The 21,481-nt window shown below is 37.6% G+C and carries 20 protein-coding genes, 2 tRNA genes and 1 other RNA gene; 17 read left to right on the top strand and 6 right to left on the bottom strand.

The features are described 5' to 3' along the window. Positions 1-69 precede the first annotated feature (69 nt). The 5 genes from C502_RS0117310 to C502_RS0117290 all read left to right on the top strand — a co-directional run bounded on the left by C502_RS0117310 (position 70) and on the right by C502_RS0117290 (position 4,573). Positions 70-627, top strand: coding sequence for a flavodoxin family protein (locus C502_RS0117310; RefSeq protein WP_018680028.1), 558 nt, complete (start codon positions 70-72; stop codon positions 625-627). Positions 628-706: 79 nt separating this feature from the next. Beyond that, complete coding sequence (locus C502_RS0117305) at positions 707-1,795, top strand: helix-turn-helix transcriptional regulator (RefSeq protein WP_018680027.1); 1,089 nt, start codon at positions 707-709, stop codon at positions 1,793-1,795. After that, positions 1,788-2,588 (top strand): hypothetical protein, encoded by an 801-nt coding sequence (locus C502_RS0117300; RefSeq protein ID WP_018680026.1) that lies wholly within the window; start codon positions 1,788-1,790, stop codon positions 2,586-2,588. The genes C502_RS0117305 and C502_RS0117300 overlap by 8 nt, the downstream gene beginning before the upstream one ends. 40 nt (positions 2,589-2,628) lie before the next feature. Beyond that, on the top strand, positions 2,629-3,273 hold the full coding sequence (locus C502_RS0117295; protein WP_018680025.1) for a hypothetical protein: 645 nt from the start codon (positions 2,629-2,631) through the stop codon (positions 3,271-3,273). A 28-nt stretch (positions 3,274-3,301) separates the two neighbouring features. Further along, positions 3,302-4,573: a phospholipase D-like domain-containing protein gene (locus tag C502_RS0117290; RefSeq protein WP_018680024.1), complete on the top strand. Its 1,272-nt coding sequence runs from the start codon at positions 3,302-3,304 to the stop codon at positions 4,571-4,573. A gap of 102 nt (positions 4,574-4,675) precedes the next feature. Here C502_RS0117290 and smpB read toward each other — a convergent pair whose 3' ends face one another. Next, the gene (smpB, locus tag C502_RS0117285) at positions 4,676-5,152 is read right to left on the bottom strand and encodes an SsrA-binding protein SmpB (RefSeq protein WP_018680023.1); all 477 of its coding nucleotides are present in this window, start codon (positions 5,150-5,152) and stop codon (positions 4,676-4,678) included. Between the two features lie 128 nt (positions 5,153-5,280). On the opposite strand from smpB, the gene coaD reads away from it, so the two are divergent. From coaD to C502_RS0117265, 5 genes are all read left to right on the top strand, one after another. Next, positions 5,281-5,772 carry a pantetheine-phosphate adenylyltransferase gene (coaD, locus tag C502_RS0117280; RefSeq protein ID WP_018680022.1) on the top strand — a complete coding sequence of 164 codons (492 nt, stop codon included), beginning with the start codon at positions 5,281-5,283 and terminating at the stop codon, positions 5,770-5,772. Next, complete coding sequence (locus tag C502_RS0117275) at positions 5,773-6,036, top strand: YfhL family 4Fe-4S dicluster ferredoxin (protein ID WP_018680021.1); 264 nt, start codon at positions 5,773-5,775, stop codon at positions 6,034-6,036. A 26-nt stretch (positions 6,037-6,062) separates the two neighbouring features. After that, positions 6,063-6,455, top strand: an RNA gene (gene rnpB / locus C502_RS18680) — RNase P RNA component class A. Positions 6,456-6,516: 61 nt separating this feature from the next. After that, positions 6,517-6,593, top strand: a tRNA-Met gene (locus C502_RS0117270). A 195-nt stretch (positions 6,594-6,788) separates the two neighbouring features. After that, a tRNA-Met gene (locus C502_RS0117265) sits at positions 6,789-6,865 on the top strand. A gap of 243 nt (positions 6,866-7,108) precedes the next feature. Here C502_RS0117265 and C502_RS0117260 read toward each other — a convergent pair. Together C502_RS0117260 and C502_RS0117255 are read right to left on the bottom strand one after the other, a co-directional pair. Next, on the bottom strand, positions 7,109-8,140 hold the full coding sequence (locus C502_RS0117260; protein ID WP_018680020.1) for a hypothetical protein: 1,032 nt from the start codon (positions 8,138-8,140) through the stop codon (positions 7,109-7,111). Beyond that, entirely contained in the window at positions 8,133-9,758 is a 1,626-nt protein-coding gene (locus tag C502_RS0117255; protein WP_018680019.1) for an NAD+ synthase, read from the bottom strand. Before C502_RS0117255 ends, C502_RS0117260 begins: the two co-directional genes overlap by 8 nt. A 1,001-nt stretch (positions 9,759-10,759) precedes the next feature. Between C502_RS0117255 and C502_RS19215 the strand changes: the two genes are divergently transcribed. Further along, positions 10,760-10,933, top strand: a complete 174-nt coding sequence (locus C502_RS19215) for a hypothetical protein (RefSeq protein ID WP_018680016.1) — start codon at positions 10,760-10,762, stop codon at positions 10,931-10,933. Positions 10,934-10,988: 55 nt separating this feature from the next. On the opposite strand, the gene C502_RS0117230 is transcribed toward C502_RS19215, so the two are convergent. Further along, positions 10,989-11,507 carry a hypothetical protein gene (locus tag C502_RS0117230; RefSeq protein ID WP_018680015.1) on the bottom strand — a complete coding sequence of 173 codons (519 nt, stop codon included), beginning with the start codon at positions 11,505-11,507 and terminating at the stop codon, positions 10,989-10,991. A 498-nt stretch (positions 11,508-12,005) separates the two neighbouring features. On the opposite strand from C502_RS0117230, the gene C502_RS0117225 reads away from it, so the two are divergent. Beyond that, a complete protein-coding gene (locus C502_RS0117225) occupies positions 12,006-13,247 on the top strand; it encodes a GGDEF domain-containing protein (RefSeq protein ID WP_018680014.1) in 1,242 nt (413 codons plus the stop codon). A 117-nt stretch (positions 13,248-13,364) separates the two neighbouring features. On the opposite strand, the gene C502_RS0117220 is transcribed toward C502_RS0117225, so the two are convergent. Both C502_RS0117220 and C502_RS0117215 read right to left on the bottom strand, forming a co-directional pair. Next, the gene (locus C502_RS0117220; protein ID WP_018680013.1) at positions 13,365-13,817 is read right to left on the bottom strand and encodes a CopD family protein; all 453 of its coding nucleotides are present in this window, start codon (positions 13,815-13,817) and stop codon (positions 13,365-13,367) included. An 18-nt stretch (positions 13,818-13,835) separates the two neighbouring features. Further along, positions 13,836-15,065: a beta-ketoacyl synthase N-terminal-like domain-containing protein gene (locus C502_RS0117215; RefSeq protein ID WP_018680012.1), complete on the bottom strand. Its 1,230-nt coding sequence runs from the start codon at positions 15,063-15,065 to the stop codon at positions 13,836-13,838. A gap of 289 nt (positions 15,066-15,354) precedes the next feature. Here C502_RS0117215 and C502_RS0117210 point away from each other — a divergent pair, with 289 nt between their 5' ends. The 5 genes from C502_RS0117210 (at position 15,355) to tuf (ending at position 21,480) form a co-directional block, all read left to right on the top strand. Next, entirely contained in the window at positions 15,355-16,701 is a 1,347-nt protein-coding gene (locus C502_RS0117210) for an EcsC family protein (RefSeq protein ID WP_018680011.1), read from the top strand. Between the two features lie 171 nt (positions 16,702-16,872). Then, entirely contained in the window at positions 16,873-17,247 is a 375-nt protein-coding gene (gene rpsL / locus C502_RS0117205; RefSeq protein ID WP_004638184.1) for a 30S ribosomal protein S12, read from the top strand. Positions 17,248-17,407: 160 nt separating this feature from the next. Continuing rightward, the gene (gene rpsG, locus C502_RS0117200; RefSeq protein ID WP_003653285.1) at positions 17,408-17,878 is read left to right on the top strand and encodes a 30S ribosomal protein S7; all 471 of its coding nucleotides are present in this window, start codon (positions 17,408-17,410) and stop codon (positions 17,876-17,878) included. Positions 17,879-18,057: 179 nt separating this feature from the next. Next, positions 18,058-20,196 (top strand): elongation factor G, encoded by a 2,139-nt coding sequence (gene fusA, locus C502_RS0117195; RefSeq protein ID WP_018680010.1) that lies wholly within the window; start codon positions 18,058-18,060, stop codon positions 20,194-20,196. 93 nt (positions 20,197-20,289) lie between these two features. Beyond that, on the top strand, positions 20,290-21,480 hold the full coding sequence (tuf, locus tag C502_RS0117190) for an elongation factor Tu (RefSeq protein ID WP_018679175.1): 1,191 nt from the start codon (positions 20,290-20,292) through the stop codon (positions 21,478-21,480). Position 21,481 lies beyond the last annotated feature (1 nt).

The raw sequence follows: 21,481 nt of genomic DNA, 5'->3' as shown, positions 1-21,481 counted from the left end.
GCTATTGATTCGCCTTGTATTCGTTAAAAATGTTAAACTTGATTCAATTCATTGGTTTTTAAATTATCCATGTCTGTTATTGAGCAAATTACTCCCCAAGTTAAAGTTTGTGTGATTTATCACAGTCCTTATGGGCATACGGCCAAAGTTGCGCAATACATTGCTCAGGGTGCGGAGCAGGCAGGTGCTGACGTGCATCTACTTTCTGTAGCTGCGCCACAATGGGAGCTATTGGATCAAGCTGATGTGATCGTGATGGGTTGCCCAACGTATATGGGGAGCTTAACCTCTGCTTTAAAACAGTTTATGGAAGATTCTTCTAAGCGTTGGTTGGCGCGTACATGGCAGGGTAAATTGGCGGCTGGTTTTACCAATGGTGGTGGACTCAGTGGAGACAAATTGGCGGTATTACAGCAGATTAATTTATTTGCGATGCAGCATGGTATGTTATGGGCAGGTTTACCGTTTATGCCAACTGGAAGAAGCCCTTTAGATATTAATCGTATGTCTAGTTTTTTGGGTTTAATGACGCAATCTGATAATGCCAGTGTTGAAATCACACCACCTGAAGGTGATTTGGAAACTGCACGAAAGTTTGGGAAATACTTGGCTGAATTAAAAAAATAAAAAATATTTTGTGAGACATTTATTGTCTTGTTAGGGTGCTATTCTCATTTTAATGACATCATTTAAATGAGATTGCATCATGGATAAATCAATTACAAGCCAAGTGGAACGAGTACTTAATCTTTATCATATTTTACCACGAGAGCCGCAAAAAGCTTATTCAATTGAAGAATTGAAACAAAAAATTGGACACTTCTATAATAATGAAATTGATGAAAAATCATTAAAAAAGAATATATTCCGCGATTTAAAAACGATTGAACTTATTTTGGTTTCTGGGGATTTAATAGAGATTAAAGCGAGTGGTCGTCGAGCATCTAGTTTTTATTTAAGCCCTAATGCCTATGTGCAGCAATTTAGCTCTGAACTTGCATTGGTTTTGATTATGGCAAAAGAATATTTGAGTCACAACTTGCCTAATGATATTTATGGAAAAGTTAAAGGATTCTTTGAAGCAGCAGAACAGCAACTAGAAAAGGATACCCAAATTGGTGCATGGCATAGCAAAATGAGATTTGTGCCAGAGGGGTATGGAAAAATTAATAGAGATGAGCAATATATGCTTGTTATGCAAAAAATTTATGCAGCTCTGTTGGATGATCACTTTTGGCTTGATGTCTTATATAGAAAAGAAGGTAGTCATGTTCAAACAAAATATATCTTAAAGCCACAAGGTATTATTCAACATGGACAGCAACCCTATTTAATCGCAAGTAAAATAGTAGGGAGTAAAAGTGAGCTTAGAACATTTAATCTATTGAGATTCGATGAGGTCGATGTGATCGAAGAAAAAGCTCATGTTGATATTAATCATTATGACATAGATGTGCTTGTGGATGAACGTGAATTTGAAAATGCTTATTTTGATAGAGCAGAGCAGGAGATATTTTTTGTTTTTCATGAAGAACTATTAGAAGACTTAGAGCTGAAATCAATTAGTACAGATCAGGATATTCAACGAATACAAGATCATGAATATTATGAACTAAGAGCTACGAGTTGTGTTACTACAAGTTTAATGAATTGGTTGGTAGAGAAAGCTCATTTGATTCAAATCATAGCACCTCAAAAGCTTCGTGAAGAAATTGTTTATAGGGCGACTGTTGCATTAGAAAGAAATGATCATGGTGATTCAATAATGGCTTTGGGGAGTTTGATCAATGATTAAATTTCAAGAGAATAGTGCTGATAATGATGTATCTATAAAATTTGTGTTAGATAATTTACCTTCTATTATTCAGCAATGTTATATATTGGAAGAGAGAATTTCGCATAAACTTTTTTCTGATATAGAAGTCATGATACTTAACTATCAAAACTCTATTTCCCCCCAATTAGATTGGCAAACTATAGTATGGGAAATAAGCACTAAGTTTGAATATAAAGAGTTATGGTTTGCGCCAAGAAATTGGATTCATTCTAAAGTCGATGATGGGGATGTTGATATTATGCATAGCTATGCTTTTTTTAAGCTCACTCATTATGATAGAGGGTGTAATTACAATACTAATGAAGAATTTCAGATCAATAATAATAGATTTCCGACTTCTAATTTTTTTAGGCATGATCAAGGGTATATAACTATACAATTTTTCCTCAATTATAATTTAATTCGTGGGCTTTCATATCAATATAGTGATCTTACGAAAGAGGATTTTGATCTCAGAATTTATCGAAAAATGTGTGATTGGAATAAATTTAGAAAAAATACTTTTATACAATATCAAAAACTAGAAAATCACGGTTTTGAGTTAGGGCGGTGTGGTACTTTTTTTGAAATGAAAATTGATGTGTTCGATTCTGAATTATTTGTAAAAGAGTACGAACAGGGAAAACTAGATGAATCTTTAGAACCTATTGAAAAAGCCTTGAAAAAGGTAAACGAGAATTTTGATATATTTGATGATATTCAAAGTAAAGCAAAAAAATATTATTTGGATTTAGACCCAATATTAAACTAGTTACTTTAGGATTTAGCAAAATAATTTATGGGAGGATGCTGTGTTAGGTGAAATTTATTGGAATAATCTTCCAGCAAAAGTGACTCGGATTGGCAAAAAAGATAATGAAATTTTTATCTTATTTGAAGGTAAGATCAATGGATATGGTCTAGTTCAATCAGGACGAATCGTCTTAAAGATGACAACTGAATTTCAGGTTGTCCATGGGGCTGTAGAATACCATGATGAGAGTAGATATTTTGATTCAAGCTACGTTTTAGAGGGAAATTTTGAGGATGACTCATATGAGATGTTCTCTGGAAACTGGCTAGAAGAGGGACATAATTATCAGTTTGATATTTTGTTGGAGTTCGACGAAAGAGGTTTGCCCAGTTTAGCCACGGAATTGGAAAGAGATGAATCGATTGCTATAGATATAGATGAAGAAATTCACAATGATCAAGATTTTGTGAATTCAAACTTGAATGATGAAGAAAATAGGCAAGCTTTAGGTTATTTACGGGCTGATGCAAACCGTCAGCGAGCCACGCGAAGTGATGCGCGTGTCAGAACAATTCAACGTAAAATAGAACTTTATTATGGTTTACCACAAGGTTCTGTTCGTTTGGTCAATCCTGATCGTTCTATTATTCATCCATCTGCAAAAATTAGGACATTAAGGGAACGTTGGATGTTTGATGAGTAAGTTTGTAAATTAAATCTAGGGGGAAAGAATGGAAGTATTTTTTAACATATCTAAGGAAAAATCTAGTTGTCTAGTTGATGCACTATGTTCAAATATAGATGCTAGAAAAAAATATCAGTTGAGTATTTTCACTTGCTATTTAGCAGATGATTTAGCAAAAGTGAAAGATTTTATTGAAGAAGTATCGAATAACATAAAATTGACAGATGTCCAATTATATATTGATGCGCGAGAATGTATCCGTATAGGGCTAAATCACCTGCAAGATTTTCAAAAAAGTTACTTCGACCATTATATCAGTTTAGATATTATTGCGATTGATACGCCAACATTATTCCACAGTAAAGCTTATACTTTACTTTCACATGATGAAAAATCAGGTCTGTTGGTAATGGGTTCTGCTAACTTTTCTAAGGGGGGATTATTTGCTAATCGTGGTGGTAATTATGAAAGCCTATTAATGACAAATGATATTGAAACTGTAAATCAGTTTTTGTCTTTAGAAGGAGTTCAAGACAAGTATATCAAGACATTAGATAGGTTAGAGGAGTATAAAACTGCCAATTTTACTTTTAAATATGCCTTATTACAACAAGGTCGCTTTGTACATAAATGGAGTGAAACATTTAATCAGTATTTTGTGATTAAGTATAAATTATCGGAAAAGGCAAAAAATGAGATAGGTAATGATGTACTAAGGTCTTTAGGCTTTGCTGTAGATGCAGAAACGATAAGTCGTCAATTTTTTGATTTTTCTAACTTAAAAAAAGATGAAGAAGCAGATGAAAAACAATTTAATCGCTTATTACGTAGAGGGATTGAAACTTATTTAGGTCATTGGCTGCCATCACCATTACTCCATGAAATTGGTGCTAAGATCCAGACGAATAAAATTTTTGAAACGCTTAGTGAAAATATAGAGCAACAGTTAATAGAGCATCAGCAACGTATCATAGAAACTTTTGAACGATTAAAAGCAGAAGGGTTTATTGATAAGTCTGATGAAAGTAAAGACCCTATTCAGGAAGTGCGAGATAAACTTGCTAAGCTTGAACAAGATCATGACAAATTATATAGGCTATGGCATAAATTCTATGATTTTGAATTGCCTTACGACTTATCTCAAAAGGATGATATTGAAATAGTCTATAAAGATTTGGTTAATCGTATTCAAAGCAAGAAAAGAAAAAATGCTGCTGCTTATAGTGTCCTTGAATCGTTAGATACTTTACGACCTAATGCTGTCTTTGAATATTTTATGTCACACGAACTTGATACTATTGAGGATGAAGAAGAGTAATTTATAACCTGACGCATTTACACAGATTTTTTACATTCTCGAATGATTTATGTAAATCGTTGTGTTCAAAAGAGCTTTGTATAAACAAAGCTCTTTTTTAAATTACTTATACAACATGCGTGCTTTATCACGTTGCCAATCACGGTCTTTTTCAGTTGCACGTTTGTCATGTAACTGCTTACCTTTGACCAGTGCAATTTCAAGCTTAACCAGACGACCCTTCCAATAACATGCGAGTGGCACACATGAATAACCTTTTTGATTCACTGCGCCCAATAGTTTTTCTAACTCACGACGAGATAGCAGCAATTTACGCGTACGCGTTGATTCAGGAACCACATGTGTTGAGGCAGACAGTAAAGGCTGAATCTGTGAACCAAATAAAAAGGCTTCACCATTTTTAAAAATGACATAACTTTCGGACAAAGTCATACGACCAGCGCGTAAAGACTTTACTTCCCAGCCCTGTAGGGACATGCCTGCTTCAAATTTTTCTTCGACAAAGTAATCGTGACGCGCTCTTTTATTCTGAGCAATCGTGCCACCATTATGTTTTTTTACTACTGTTGCTTGCGCCATAATTCAAACTTCCACAATTACATCTATTGTGCCGTAAAATGCAATCTTTTTCCATCGTTTAGCAATTTCGCGTTTAGAGCTAAATTTGTTAAAATATGTACCTTATCTCATTAACTAGAGTACAACGCATGTCTAAAACACGTGTGATTTATCCGGGGACTTTCGATCCAATTACCAACGGACACGTTGATTTGGTTGCAAGAGCATCAAAAATGTTTGATGAAGTGGTTGTTGCAATTGCAATTGGTCATCATAAAAATCCAGTGTTTAGTTTAGAAGAGCGTGTAGAATTAGCAAAAGCCTCATTAAGCCATTTGTCTAATGTAGAGTTTGTTGGTTTTGATGGCTTATTGGTCAATTTCTTCCGTGAACAGCGTGCAACTGCGGTACTGCGTGGTTTAAGAGCGATTTCAGATTTTGAATATGAATTTCAATTGGCGAATATGAACCGTCAACTTGATCCTCATTTTGAATCAGTATTTTTAACCCCATCTGAGCAATATTCATTTATTTCATCGACATTGGTAAGAGAAATTGCTCGATTAAAAGGTGATGTGAATAAGTTTGTGCCTGCTATTGTGGTTGAGGCATTTGAACGTAAGCATCAACAAGGTTGGTAGATGTCCTTATATATTACAGATGAATGCATTAATTGTGATGTCTGTGAGCCTGTATGCCCCAATGAAGCGATTTATATGGGTGAGCTGATTTATGAGATTGATCCTGCACTCTGCACAGAGTGTATAGGACATCATGATCAGCCTCAGTGCCAGCTATTTTGCCCAGTTGATTGTATTCCGCTTGATCCTCAGCATGTCGAATCACATGATGAGTTGATGGGTAAATATAAAAAATTGACTGAGCAAAAAAATGCGAGCAATTAATTTCGAACTTTGATAAGATGCGCCACGAAGTGGGCTGGACGGTCGCCGCTGTGGAAGTCTCCGTGACTGAAGCAGGGGAGGAAAGTCCGGGCTTCATAGGGCAGGGTGCCAGGTAACGCCTGGGCGGTGTAAACCGACGGCAAGTGCAGCAGAGAGTAGACCGCCTGTTCCTCTCCCTAACCCTCTCAGAGGGCGAGGGAATATGAGGTATAGGTAAGGGTGAAAGGGTGCGGTAAGAGCGCACCGCGTGTCTGGTAACAGTTCACGGCAAGGTAAACCCCACCAGAAGCAAGACCAAATAGGAATCCTGAGGCACGGCCCGTGCTGGATTCGGGTAGGTCGCTTGAGCGTATGAGTGATTGTACGCCTAGAGGAATGATCGTCCTCGACAGAACCCGGCTTACAGGCCCACTTCTAATATTTTTGAAAATTGTGCTTGACGTGTGTAGTGAAAGTTAAGATAATGCGCCCACAGTTTTCGGCTATGTAGCTCAGTTGGTTAGAGCACCGCACTCATAATGCGGGGGTCACAAGTTCAAGTCTCGTCATAGCCACCATTTTATAGACCACGCTCCTGCGTGGTCTTTTTTTATTTGGATTTTAAAATTAATTTTTAGTCATCGAATGCTAGGCTTATTGAAAAACAATCAAATAGAAATTGAAAGCACAAAAACTGTTCATATGTTGCGTATTTTCAATGTCATAGACTTGACCTATTGTATGGAACACTAGATAATGCGCACACAGTTTACGGCTATGTAGCTCAGTTGGTTAGAGCACCGCACTCATAATGCGGGGGTCACAAGTTCAAGTCTCGTCATAGCCACCATTTTATAAACCACGCTCCTGCGTGGTTTTTTTTATCTATTTTTTATAAAAACATTCAACTGGTTAAGAAATAATAGAAATCTTCAATTTTTTTATTCTAAATAGATTCAATGTTTGCATGTATTTACGAGAAAAATCTATTTTTTCTGAGGATTTTTTTGGGCGTGATTCAAAAAGGAAATGAAAAGTAGCTAAGGAGATATATTGATTCTGTCTCAATATATCTCAGAATAAAGTGTAATAATTAGAGGTGCTTTTCGATGGTGGCTAACGTTTGCTGGCTTTCATAGAAAGGTTTTACAATCATGGTGATAATCGGTTCTAATACACCATGTTCATCTAAAGCGACAACGACTTTAGGATAGAAACGTACAGCTTCATTTTGAAGATCAGATTCTTCAATACCAATCGCAGCGAACACATCTTCTAAGCTTTCATCTTCATAAAAATCATAAAAGACTTTTACGCCGTATAAGATCAGATCTTGAATAAAGGAAGACTGACGTAGTTCTTTCCAATACTCATAAATCATCACAAAGAACTCTTCAACATCGAGTGGTGTCACTTGTTTGGTATATTCAGATAAAGGTTTAGCTTTGTTATCTTCCCAAAGATTACGCGCTAGACTTTCTAGATCATCATTTGAAAGTAAGCTTAAATCAACAAGTTGCTCTTGAATGAAACGAGCAATACTTTCTTCAATTTTCTGTTCAATACGCTGTTGTTGACGATGTGAAAAGGTTTTGAGTTTCTGCTGCCACTGATATTTACTATCAGAGGCTTGTTCTTCATCAGATTGTGAAAATAATTTGGGTAGTTTATTTTGTAGCGTTGTCGTTGCAATATATTGGCATAACTGCTGAATAGAAGGGCTTTCTTTTAAAAAATGGTTTAAATAATGTCGAATATTTTCTAATTCGAGAAATTTGGATAACCACATTTCAAATTGATGATCTGAAAAAACGTCTTCTAATTGCGCTGAGGATTGCAAAGAAAAAACATGTAACCGTTGTGCAATTTCACCAATGAATTCAAGTAACCCCGCGCCAAGTTGCATTTCAAATGCATAACGTTTTACAACAGCTTGGATTTGTTCGAGTTCAATCACTTCCTTTAGCTTGATCTCAGGCGCATGTTGTAGAAATAATTGAATAAATTGCTGAAAGAATTCAGCAGAAAGTTGTGTTGTAAGCTGATTTTTATAAAATGCCACTTGCTCAAGCATAAGTGCTTGAGCAAGTAATTGTGACTTTTCAGAAACAATTTTTTCAGTCATTCGCTGTCCATCCATTGACGATAGGGTAGCGTCGTTCACGACTGAATGCACGTGAGCTAATACGTGGTCCAATCGCACCCTGACGACGCTTGTATTCATTGCGATCGACTAAGCGAATTACTTTTTCGACCACTTCAGCTTCATAGCCTTTTGCAATAATATCTGCTTGGCTAAGATCTTCTTCGATATAAGCATATAGAATTGCATCAAGTATGTCATATGCTGGTAAAGAGTCTTGATCTGTTTGATCAGGACGCAATTCAGCTGAAGGTGGGCGACTAATCACACGCTCAGGAATCACAGGTATTTCACTTAGCGTATTACGATATTTTGCCAATTCAAAGACGATGGTTTTATAGACGTCTTTTAATACAGAGAAACCACCGACCATATCACCATAGAGTGTGCAATAACCGACTGAAATTTCAGACTTGTTACCTGTTGAAAGTACAAGATTTCCAAATTTATTAGACAAGCCCATGAGTAAAGTACCACGGGTACGCGCCTGTAAATTTTCTTCAGTTGCGTCAGCAGGTGTATTTCCAAAGAATGGGAATAGGGTCTGCATGAAGCTATTTACGATTGGATGAATTTCAGCAATACCGAAAGTTACGCCCATGCGGCGTGCTTGCTCTGTGGCATCTTCTACACTCATTTGAGAGGTATAGGTATAAGGCATCATCACGGCCTGTACTTTCTCTGCACCAATTGCATCAACAGCAATTGCAAGTGTTAATGCAGAATCAATACCACCCGATAAGCCCAAGATCACACCAGGAAAACCTGAACGTTGCACGTAGTCACGTGTTGCCATGACCAATGCTTGATAGATTTCGGCAAAAGTTTCTACAGCTGGAATTGCATCCGCAGTTTTGAATTGTTTTTGCTCTGTATCATATTCAGTCACATAAACAGATTCTTGAAAACTTGGTACTTGTAATGCGAGTTGCCCATTTTTGTTGGTTACAAAACTTGAACCATCAAAAATAAGATCGTCTTGTCCGCCGACTTGGTTGACATAAACAATATTCAAACTTAGTTGTTTTGCAAGTTCACCTAATGTCTGAATGCGATGCTGAGGTTTGCCCACTTCATATGGAGATGCATTTAGAACGAGAACAGTTTCAACATTCAGTTGGCTCAGTTGTTTGACGGTATTGAGTGACCAGACATCTTCACAAATCAGCACGCCAAACTTATGACCTAGATATTCAAAAACTAAATGTTGATGACCATCTTGAAAATAACGTTTTTCATCAAACACGCCATAATTAGGTAAGTTTTGTTTGTTATAAACACCTAAAACCTGACCATCTTTAATTACTGCTGCTGAGTTGTAGCGATGACCATCTTCTGTTTGGTGAACAAAACCAAACACCATAACGATATCTTTCACTTCACTTAATTGAGCAAACGCTTTTTGAGTACGTTTTTGTAAATTTGGGCGAAGTAATAAGTCTTCAGCAGGATAACCTAGCGTGGAGAGTTCAGGGAAGATGATCAGATCAGCCTGTTGTTGTTTCGCTAAATTTGCTTGCTCAACCATCTTTTGAGTGTTTGCGTCAACATTGCCAATATGCGGAGAAAATTGAGCAAGGGCAATTTTAAAATTTTTCATTCAAACCTAATCCTAAGTCTTAACAAGTGCTGATATACAAGATTTTGATTTATATAAGTATAGTTTTAAAAACGATTGTATATCATGGTGCTAAACATTCTGTATCTTAAAGAAAAATGACAAGTTTACTAATATATACTAAATGTGCATTTTTCTGCGTAAAAATAACAAGTTTTTCTGTATAAAATACGAAGATCTGTTGATAAATCTTAGCTTTTCTAGTTGTTTGTGTTGTTACGGTACTTGATTTAAAAAAAATTTAACAGAACAAAATAAAGTTTTTTCATCTTATTTTTTCATAATTAAATGACGTACGTATTACGATAAAGACACGCGGCTAGAAAGTATAAAAAATAAAAAAAGACCAAAATTTAATTGATTTATGATTTCTACATAATTTTATTTTGTTTTAATTCAATTGTTTATAATTTGTGATTACTTTTTATACCATTTATCGGGAAAGTTTTTCTACCACTTGAGTGTACGTGTGTACACTGCTATTATCCTAATCAATGTGAACATTTGTACACTGTAATTTAAATCAGGTATGTGAGAAACATACAAAACGAGGTAGCAGATATGTCAGTTTTATTATTTCCTGTAGTTGCATTTGGTTTGGCAGTTGTCGTTGGTCGTATTGGTACAGTGATGTTCCAAGAGCAAGACAAACAATCTTAATTACAAGCAAACATTTATTGTTATTCGTGGGGTAGAGATTATGTCAGTTTTATTATTTCCTGTAGTTGCATTTGGTTTGGCGGTTGTCGTTGGTCGTATTGGTACAGTGATGTTCCAAGAACAAGACAAACAAGTTTAATCGTGAGCAAACATTTATTGTTATTCGTGGGGTAGAAATTATGTCAGTTTTATTATTTCCTGTAGTTGCATTTGGTTTAGCTGTGGTTGTGGGTCGTATTGGTACAGTAATGTTCCAAGAGCAAGACAAATAAGTTTGAAACTTGGTCAGTCAATTAAAACTTTTTTATATTAAAGAGGTAAAAATGATGGTGATTTCAACGATTTTATTTCCTGTGATTGCATTTGGATTAGCAATCGGTGTGGGGCGTATTGGTACAATTATTATGGATGATATACGCAAAGATATGGATTTTACTGCTGGTGTGGACGCTCATCATGAACTCAAATCTGAGGTACGCAAAAGTTCTGTTGCATAAAACAGATTGCGATTTTTTAACTTAAAAGCCCTGTCATTTATATCACAGGGCTTTTTTATGGGTTCAGAATAATATTTGGAATCTTCTTTAGAAAAATATCTCGTGCAATGTCACCTTGCTGTTCAATATTGTAATTCCTAAAAGCTTTGCCTTGTATAAATGTATATTTATACGGGTTATATTTTTTAAAACTGAGGTAATAACCTATTTGTAAAAACATCCCTTTTAAAATGACATGTGTTCCTTGTTGGAATTGTAAAATGTGGGCGAGTTCATGAATAAAAATACCTTGTAAGTCCATAGACCCTTTCGAATAATCTAAACAAAAATATTGTTGATGTACGAATAGATGACCATTCGGCGCAATAAAAATATTGATTGGCTGCCAAGGTAGGTAGGGGATATTGAAAATTTTTATTGCATGATAATTGATGAGATGACCAAACACAGATTGAGCAAGTGTTATTTCATTAGATGTCAGCCCGCGGTAGCTAAACTCACGCATATTAAAAAAAACAATCAGAAATGATATGGCAAGTGAGGGAATATTTTGAATCGCCTTAATGAACTTCATCTGATTAAATTTTATTTCACCATTTGCTTGATTGCTACAATAGCAAATAGTGACAAGCGAATCCTAAGTTTTTGAACTGTACTTGTTTTATTGGATATGCTAGTGCTTAACTTTTAAGCTATTTAGATTTTAATAAATATTACATTTTTTTCTTTATAATAAAAATAATAGTAATTATTTTGTGAAGTTATTCTTATAAAACATTGTTTTGAGTCGCGCCTTCCATTCTTCGGATTCTTCATTTGGATCGAGATTGTTGATTGAAACCTGATTAAAAATGCCTAATAATTAACACTTATTTATAAAAGTGCTTAATAGTATGAGAAAAATAGAATGACAATGCTTGCATAATGATCTGGAGGAATATTTAAAAAACCTTAATACCGTTCAGTATCAGTAAGAGAAAAATTTAAAATATGAACCTTTTAATAGACCCATTCTATGATTCTGAGAATAGGTGCTTGATTAGATTAAAGCTAATAAAATTATGGTGTTATTATGAGTGTCCTAACTCAAAAGAATCAAGATTCGGTTAATAGCCAGTTTCTGCCACAAACATTGGCACATGCGCATCTACTTCTGAATAAATCACCTTTTATGATTTTTTTGCCAAAAGAGTTGAGAGCGCACTTTTTAAAAGAACGGCAAAAACAATTTATAACCATAGCAAAATTGTGTTGGCCGCTGCTTGTGTGTATGTTAATTGGCGAAGTTACCATTGCTCATGTGTTTTACGGTCGGAGTTTACTGGGGCAAGATCATATTATTTGGGATAATCATTTTTTTATTTGTGCTGTTATTCTTTTTACTGGGGTTATGTTTGCACATATTCCTAAGATGGCATCAAGTTTTCAGATCTGGTTAGGGCTATTAATCGTTATTGTTTTATTGGATAAACTTTATATCGCTTTAGCGCTGAAGAATATTCAACTCGTGCAATATCATATGGGCGCGACCATTATGATCGTTGTCATTGATTTGCTAGCCTTGCGTCTTACGACAAGCGTAGCAACCTTTTCTTGTTTAACTGCGGGTTTCTTGGCATGGTTTGCGGCGCATAAAACTTTAAATTCTTATGATTTATATATTCTTTTATATTTTTTTACGACGGTTGTAATCTGTGGTGCAATTGCATTATTGGTAGAAAGACAAGATAAATTATTATTTTTGCATAAAGTTGTACTTTTGCATCGGGTTGAGGAACAAGAGGATATTAATAATGAACTTTCTCTGCTTTCTCAAATTGATGGTTTATCGGGACTAGCAAATCGTCGTTATTTTGATCAAATGTTGGTGCAAGAATGGAGTCGTGCTCAGCGAGATAAAACAATGTTGTCGATTATCTTTATCGATATCGACTTCTTTAAAGTATATAACGATACTTATGGGCATTTGGCAGGGGATGAGTGTATTAAAAAAGTGAGCTTGGCATTAAGTTCAGTTGTGGTTCGCCCTGCAGATTTGGTCGCGCGTTATGGTGGTGAAGAATTTATTGTTTTGCTGCCAAATACTGAATTAGAAGGAGCGGTTCATATTGCTGAACAAATGTTATCTGTGGTCGACCGTGCCAAAATCCCGCATAAGGGTTCTTTAATTTTGGAAAATGTTTCTGTCAGCATTGGTGTAGCAAGTTGTACTCCGCTTAAATCAATCCAAGCAACAGATTTCATTAATGCAGCAGACATGGCACTTTATCAAGCAAAATCTAATGGTCGCCATCAAGTGTGTGGTGGTCGGTGATTTTTAATATATTAATTTATTTGTGATTGATTTTTAATTAAAAAATAATTTTGATTAGAATTCTAAGGAGAAATTGATATGGTTTTTGTGATCATTCAGCAAATAAAAAAACCTCAGTTAGAACTGAGGTTTTACAACAACTAAAATAACCACTGCAAATAAGATCAGCGTTGGCATTTCATTAAAAAAACGCCAAAACTTGTGTGACTTATAATGGGCATGACCAATCAATTTTTTACGATAATAGCCGCAAACAAAATGATAAATCACCAATAAACCAACCAAACCAACTTTAAGATAAAACCATAAAGCATCGTGATAATGTCGGGTTGCATCGCCCCAATCAACCAGAAAGTGAGCGGTAATTAAGGTTGCAATCATAGATGGCCACATAATACCGCGATACAACTTACGTTCCATCACTTCAAAGCGTTGATGACTCACGGCATCTTCACTCATTGCATGGTAGACATACAGGCGTGGTAAGTAGAACAATGCAGCGAACCAGCAAACCACAGCAATAATATGTAATGCTTTTACCCACAAAAAAGCATCAGAAGGTGCATCCATTGATAATCCTAGGTGGGATTATGCATCCCACTTCTTGAAAATAAGGCAGGCGTTTACACCGCCAAAACCGAAACTGTTACTCATTACAGTATTCAGTTTTGCATCTCGTTTTTCAAGTACAATATCAAAACCTTGTGCGCCTTCATCTAATTCAGTGACGTTAATATTTGGTGCAATAAAATCATTCTGCATCATCAATACTGAGTAAATCGCTTCTTGAACACCCGCAGCACCTAAGCTATGACCTGTCATTGATTTGGTTGAACTTAATGCAGGTACTTGACCTTCACCAAATGCAAGCTCCATGGCTTTCAATTCAGTGACATCACCAGCAGGTGTTGAAGTCCCGTGAGTATTAACATAATCGATATGCTCAACACCGTGTTGTTTTGCTTCCTCAAGTGCTAATAGGATGCAACGCGTTGCACCTTCGCCACTTGGTGCAACCATATCAGCACCATCACTGTTCGCTGCATAAGCAACTATTTCAGCCAAGATATTTGCGCCACGAGCTTGCGCATGTTCAAGTGATTCGAGTATGACGAAACCACCACCACCAGCGATGACAAAACCATCACGATCTGCTGAGTAAGGGCGGGAAGCTGTTTCAGGTGTGTCGTTGTACTTTGCACAAAGTGCGCCCATCGCATCAAACAATAGACTCTGAGACCAGTGGTCTTCTTCACCACCACCAGCAAGCATCAGGTCTTGTTTACCGAGTTGGATTAAATTATAAGCATAGCCAATCGCATCCGCAGATGTTGCACATGCACTGGTAATTGAGTGGGCAACGCCTTGAAGTTTTAAAGCAACACCAACGTTAGCAGTAATGGTGTTACTCATATTCCGAGGTACAAAGAAAGGACCAATTTTACGTGCGCCTTTTTCTTCTAGGAGCTTGACCATTTCAGCAACAGAAGCTGTTGAGTTACCGCCACTGCCACCTGCAATCCCGTAACGAGGATTATTGGCTAAATCTTCTTGTTTAAGACCTGCATGTTCTACTGCTGCAATGGCTGCATTATAGGCATACATGGCACATACACCCATAAAGCGCTTAATTTTACGGTCAATACCATCAAAATCTTGTTCAGCAGCAGCGCTGACATGACTCTTAAAATTTAATTCGGCATAAGTTGGATTAAAACGTGTTCCTGAGATTCCATTTTTTAAAGAATGAGTGACCTCTTCTAGAGAGTTACCGATACATGAGTTAATGCCCATACCAGTGATTACAACACGTTTCATTTACAGATCCCTTTTATGGTAATACAAAGCCTTGTGCAGATCGCTATCAGTACAAATCAGGAGAAAATAACGATTTAATTGGCTTATGAGTGAATGACTCCATGATAGCAGAAAGGTTTTTTATTTCTTATGGCAAATCTTATGTCTATTTCTAGTTGTGTAAATATTCGTAAATCTAGGTGATGTTGAGACAAAAGGTAATGAAAGTGTACAGATAAAAGTTGAGATAAATTTGCATTCAACCTAGTATTTACCTAGAGATGCACAGATTATAGAACAGAGGTACTTGATGACAAAATCTAAAAACAAGCAATCTTCAGGTTTATTTACACAAGCCTTTGGAGTGGCTAAAAAGCTCAGTTCCGAATTACAAAAATTTCAAACTGCTCCTAAAACGTCAGCGGCAGAACTTGCAGATTCATCTCATACCATTGAAGGAAAAGCACGTTTAAAAAGTCCTTTTGAAATAGAACAATATGAAAGTCCACAACAGATGTTACGTAAACAATTGCCCAAATTGTCTCATCAACTTTTAGGTCGTCACTATACTAAAGTGAATAATGTTGCATCTTTCATTTCACCAGATATGGGGGAGAAAGTTTCTGACTATCTGTTCCAGTGGTTAAATGAATTTAGTTCTAACATGTCACTGACAGAAAAAATTCTTGAAGAGGCTGGTGTCACTGATATTGCAGAATTGACTCAAGATACAGGACGTTCTCAGCGTTTAAGCCAAGCATTGATTGAGCAAAATAAATTACTGGCTGCAGCTCAGGGGGTGATCACGGGTGCAACAGGGGTTTGGGGTGCTGCGGTTGATATTCCTGCCTCAATTGTTTTAGCACTAAGAACAATTTATCAAACAGGGCGCTCGCATGGGTTTGATTTGGAAAATGAAGCTGATCAAGAAGTTGTTGCTTTTATTTTCAAAGAAATTGATTTAGGCATTGTGGCAGAAAAGCAAACCTTATTACTTGCTTTAAAAGCATTTAAGTCAATGCTGGGAACACATGATTTGCAACAGTTTCAGCAGTTGCTCGGGTCAAGCAATGATATTGAGCTTATAAAGAAATGGTTGGTTGATGAAGATGGACAATTTAAATGGGGGTGGTTAAATCATATTCCTCAAGCCTCGGTGATTGGTAAACTAACACCAGTTGCAGGTGCTGCTTTAGGTGGGTTTTATAGTTGGCGACTGCTCGAAGATGTTGGGCATAAGTCACAATCTGTTTTTGGCGCAGCACGTTTCTACTTAAATGAATATCCAAATGAAAACCTTTCACCTTTAGATGCTTATTATAAAGCTGAAGCATTATTAAGAAAGCCAAGCCCACGATTGCTCAATTCAACAGAAGGTACAAATCCAGTCAGTAGTGCTGATGAACGCAAAAATGATGTGATTACTAATATCACGGTGCAAGCAAAAGAAGATGTGATCAAAGAATTGCAAATCGATGACAAAGTAGAACAGGGAGTTCAACAACTTGCATCACAACATGTGGTTGAACATCAACACTCTGAACAACAACCTGCTTTGAAAGTTCAACAAGATGAATTACTTAGTGTGAATAAATCTGAGATGGCTGCTGAACCCAAAACAATTGATATAGAACCAGCATCCACAAAACATAGTTAATTTATTTATTGGCGTGTTTGAAGCATCGAAAAAGTAACAAAACTGTAGAAATGGTCAGCACTTGCTTTATCTTGCAATGTTGACCATTTTTACTTCTTAGCTTACAATTGTGTGCCCTTAAAAAGAGGTGTTTTTCTTTTTGAGGTTGTTTAATAACGGGAGAATTGCCAAATGGCAACAACAAATCAGTTGATCCGTAAGGGTCGTACAACTTTGATTGAAAAATCAAAAGTTCCTGCGTTGAAGGCTTGTCCACAACGTCGTGGTGTATGTACACGTGTATATACGACTACTCCTAAAAAACCTAACTCAGCAATGCGTAAGGTTTGCCGTGTTCGCTTAACTTCTGGTTTTGAAGTATCAAGCTATATCGGTGGTGAAGGTCATAACTTACAAGAGCACAGTGTTGTGCTTATCCGTGGTGGTCGTGTTAAAGACTTACCAGGTGTACGTTACCATACCGTTCGTGGTTCTTTAGACTGTGCTGGTGTTAAAGATCGTAACCAGTCACGTTCTAAATACGGTGCTAAGCGTCCTAAGAAGTAATTCTAGGAAACTAGCCCAAGCAACCCTTTAGCGTTTCGCTTGTTTGAATTCTTCATAGATTTGTAATTCAAGCGACGTATAGTAAGGCCAGCGTAGCGTACATGACACTTGTACAAACTGCTGGATTATCCTGAAGTGTCATATTATTAGGTGTATTAAAATGCCAAGACGTCGCGTAGTCGCTGCTCGTGAGATCCTTCCAGATCCAAAATTTAGCAGCCAAACAATCGCTAAATTCATGAACCACGTAATGCAAGATGGTAAAAAATCTGTTGCTGAAGGTATCGTTTACGGTGCTTTAGAACGTGTTCAAGAAAAAAATAAAGTCGACCCAGTTGAATTTTTCGAGACTACTCTTGAAAAAGTTCGTCCTATGGTTGAAGTAAAAGCACGCCGTGTTGGTGGTGCTACTTATCAAGTACCTATGGAAGTGCGCCCATCCCGTCGTACTGCTTTAGCTATGCGTTGGTTAGTAGATGCTGCTGCTAAGCGTTCTGAAAAAACGATGGCTTTACGTCTTGCTGGTGAGTTGCTTGATGCAGCTGAAGGTAAAGGTTCTGCGATCAAAAAACGTGAAGACGTGCATCGTATGGCTGAAGCCAACAAAGCCTTCTCTCACTACCGTTTCTAAGCGGATAAAACAGTCCCTAATCAGGAGAATATTCATGCGTACAGCAGCTAGATTCAACATTGCTTTCTATCAAAGTGGGAGCTTTGCGGGTATTTAAGTTGCCTGCTTGGATATTTGTGCGCATCAATTTAATTGATGCGTCCTGTTTTAAATATAACATTTAGGAATGTATAGACATCATGGCTCGCCAAACCCCTATTAGTAATTACCGTAATATCGGTATTTCTGCGCACATTGACGCAGGTAAAACAACTACAACAGAACGTATTTTGTTCTACACAGGTGTATCTCACAAAATTGGTGAAGTACACGATGGTGCAGCAACAATGGACTGGATGGAACAAGAGCAAGAGCGCGGTATTACAATTACCTCGGCTGCTACGACTTGTTTCTGGTCAGGTATGAGTAGTCAATACCCACAACACCGTATCAACGTAATCGATACACCGGGACACGTAGACTTTACAATCGAAGTTGAGCGTTCTATGCGTGTTCTTGATGGCGCGTGTATGGTTTACTGTGCGGTAGGTGGTGTTCAACCTCAGTCTGAAACTGTATGGCGTCAAGCGAACAAATATAAAGTACCTCGTTTAGCATTCGTGAACAAGATGGACCGTACAGGTGCAAACTTCTTCCGTGCTGTTGAGCAAGTTAAAACTCGTTTAGGTGGTAATCCTGTTCCTATCGTTGTGCCAATTGGTGCAGAAGATACGTTTGCGGGCGTTGTTGACCTTATCGAAATGAAAGCGATTATCTGGGATGAAGCATCTCAAGGTATGAAGTTTGAATACGGTGATATTCCGGCTGATCTCGTTGATACAGCTGATGAATGGCGTACCAAGATGGTTGAAGCTGCTGCTGAAGCTTCTGAAGAACTAATGGATAAGTACCTTGAAGAAGGCGATCTTTCTAAAGAAGAAATCATCGCTGGTTTACGTGCTCGTACATTAGCATCTGAAATCCAAGTCATGCTTTGTGGTTCTGCATTTAAGAATAAAGGTGTTCAACGTATGTTGGATGCTGTAATTCAATTCTTACCTTCTCCAACAGAAGTTAAAGCGATTGAAGGTATTCTTGACGATAAAGCTGAAACTAAAGCATCTCGTGAAGCATCTGACGAAGCACCGTTCTCTGCACTTGCGTTCAAAATCATGAACGATAAGTTTGTAGGTAACTTAACATTCGTACGTGTTTATTCTGGTGTTCTTAAACAAGGTGATCCGGTTTATAACCCAGTTAAATCTAAACGTGAGCGTATCGGTCGTATCGTGCAAATGCATGCGAACGAACGTCAAGATCTTGAAGAAATCCGTGCAGGTGATATCGCAGCGTGTGTAGGTCTTAAAGACGTTACGACGGGTGATACATTATGTGATGAGAAAAATATCATTACTCTTGAGCGTATGGAATTCCCAGAGCCAGTAATTTCATTGGCTGTTGAACCAAAAACTAAAGCTGACCAAGAAAAAATGTCAATCGCTTTAGGTCGTTTGGCGAAAGAAGATCCATCGTTCCGCGTTCGTACAGACGAAGAATCTGGTCAAACAATTATTGCTGGTATGGGTGAGCTTCACCTTGACATCATCGTTGACCGTATGAAACGTGAATTCGGTGTTGAAGCGAACATTGGTAAACCAATGGTTGCTTACCGTGAAACGATCAAAAAGTCTGTTGAGCAAGAAGGTAAGTTTGTTCGTCAAACAGGTGGTAAAGGTAAATTCGGTCATGTATATGTTCGTTTAGAGCCTATGGATGTTGAAGAAGCTGGTAAAGAATACCAATTTGCTGAAGAAGTTGTCGGCGGTACTGTACCTAAAGAATTCTTCGGCGCTGTTGACAAAGGTATTCAAGAACGTATGAAGAATGGTGTATTGGCTGGTTACCCTGTTGTGGGTATCAAAGCGACATTATTCGATGGTTCTTACCACGATGTCGACTCTGACGAATTGTCGTTCAAAATGGCGGGTTCTTACGCATTCCGTGATGGTTTCATGAAAGCAGATCCTATCTTGCTTGAACCAATCATGAAAGTTGAAGTAGAAACTCCAGAAGACTACATGGGCGATATCATGGGTGACTTAAACCGTCGTCGTGGTATGGTTCAAGGTATGGACGATCTTCCTGGTGGAACTAAAGCAATTAAAGCTGAAGTACCACTTGCTGAGATGTTTGGTTACGCGACTCAAATGCGTTCTATGTCTCAAGGTCGTGCGACTTACTCTATGGAATTTGCTAAATATGCTGAAACTCCACGTAACGTGGCTGAAGGCATCATTTCTAAATTCCAATCTGGCGGTAAAAAAGGTGACGACGAGTAATCTTTCGATTACTATAAGCCCAAACTAATTTCTAGTTAATAACCAGTTGCTCATGCAGTGACCCTGCATGAGTAGTTTAAAAAGGAAAATCAAATGGCTAAGGCTAAGTTTGAACGTAATAAACCACACGTAAACGTGGGTACAATTGGTCACGTTGACCATGGTAAAACAACTTTAACTGCTGCGATTGCAACTATTTGTGCAAAAACTTACGGCGGTGAAGCGAAAGATTACTCACAAATCGACTCAGCTCCTGAAGAAAAAGCACGTGGTATTACAATTAATACTTCACACGTAGAATACGATTCTCCAATCCGTCACTACGCTCACGTAGACTGTCCTGGTCACGCCGATTATGTTAAAAACATGATTACTGGTGCTGCTCAGATGGATGGCGCGATCCTTGTATGTGCTGCGACTGATGGTCCAATGCCACAAACTCGTGAACACATCCTTCTTTCACGTCAGGTTGGTGTACCATTTATTCTTGTATTCCTTAACAAGTGTGACCTTGTTGATGATGAAGAATTACTTGAATTAGTAGAAATGGAAGTTCGTGAACTTCTTTCTACTTATGACTTCCCTGGTGATGACACTCCAATCATCCGTGGTTCAGCGCTTCAAGCATTAAACGGTAATGACGGTCCTTACGGTGAAGCATCAGTTCTTGCACTTGTTGAAGCGCTTGATACTTATATTCCAGAACCAGAACGTGCAATCGACAAAGCATTCTTAATGCCAATCGAAGATGTATTCTCTATCTCTGGTCGTGGTACTGTAGTAACAGGTCGTGTTGAATCTGGTATCGTTAAAGTTGGCGAATCAGTTGAAATCGTTGGTATCCGCGATACAGTTGTAACGACTGTAACTGGCGTAGAAATGTTCCGTAAACTTCTTGACGAAGGTCGTGCGGGCGAGAACTGTGGTGTTCTTCTTCGTGGTACTAAGCGTGAAGACGTACAACGTGGTCAAGTACTTGCTAAACCAGGTACAATCAAGCCGCACACTAAATTCGATGCAGAAGTATATGTACTTTCTAAAGAAGAAGGTGGTCGTCATACTCCATTCCTTAACGGTTACCGTCCACAGTTCTACTTCCGTACAACTGACGTAACTGGCGCAATCCAATTACAAGACGGCGTAGAAATGGTAATGCCAGGTGACAACGTTGAGATGTCAGTAGAATTAATCCACCCGATCGCAATGGATCCAGGTCTACGTTTTGCAATCCGTGAAGGTGGTCGTACTGTAGGTGCCGGTGTTGTTGCGAAAGTAACTGTATAAT

It is taken from the genome of Acinetobacter tjernbergiae DSM 14971 = CIP 107465 (genome assembly GCF_000374425.1).
GTDB lineage: Bacteria > Pseudomonadota > Gammaproteobacteria > Pseudomonadales > Moraxellaceae > Acinetobacter > Acinetobacter tjernbergiae.
This window is presented reverse-complemented; position numbering and strand designations above follow the sequence as displayed.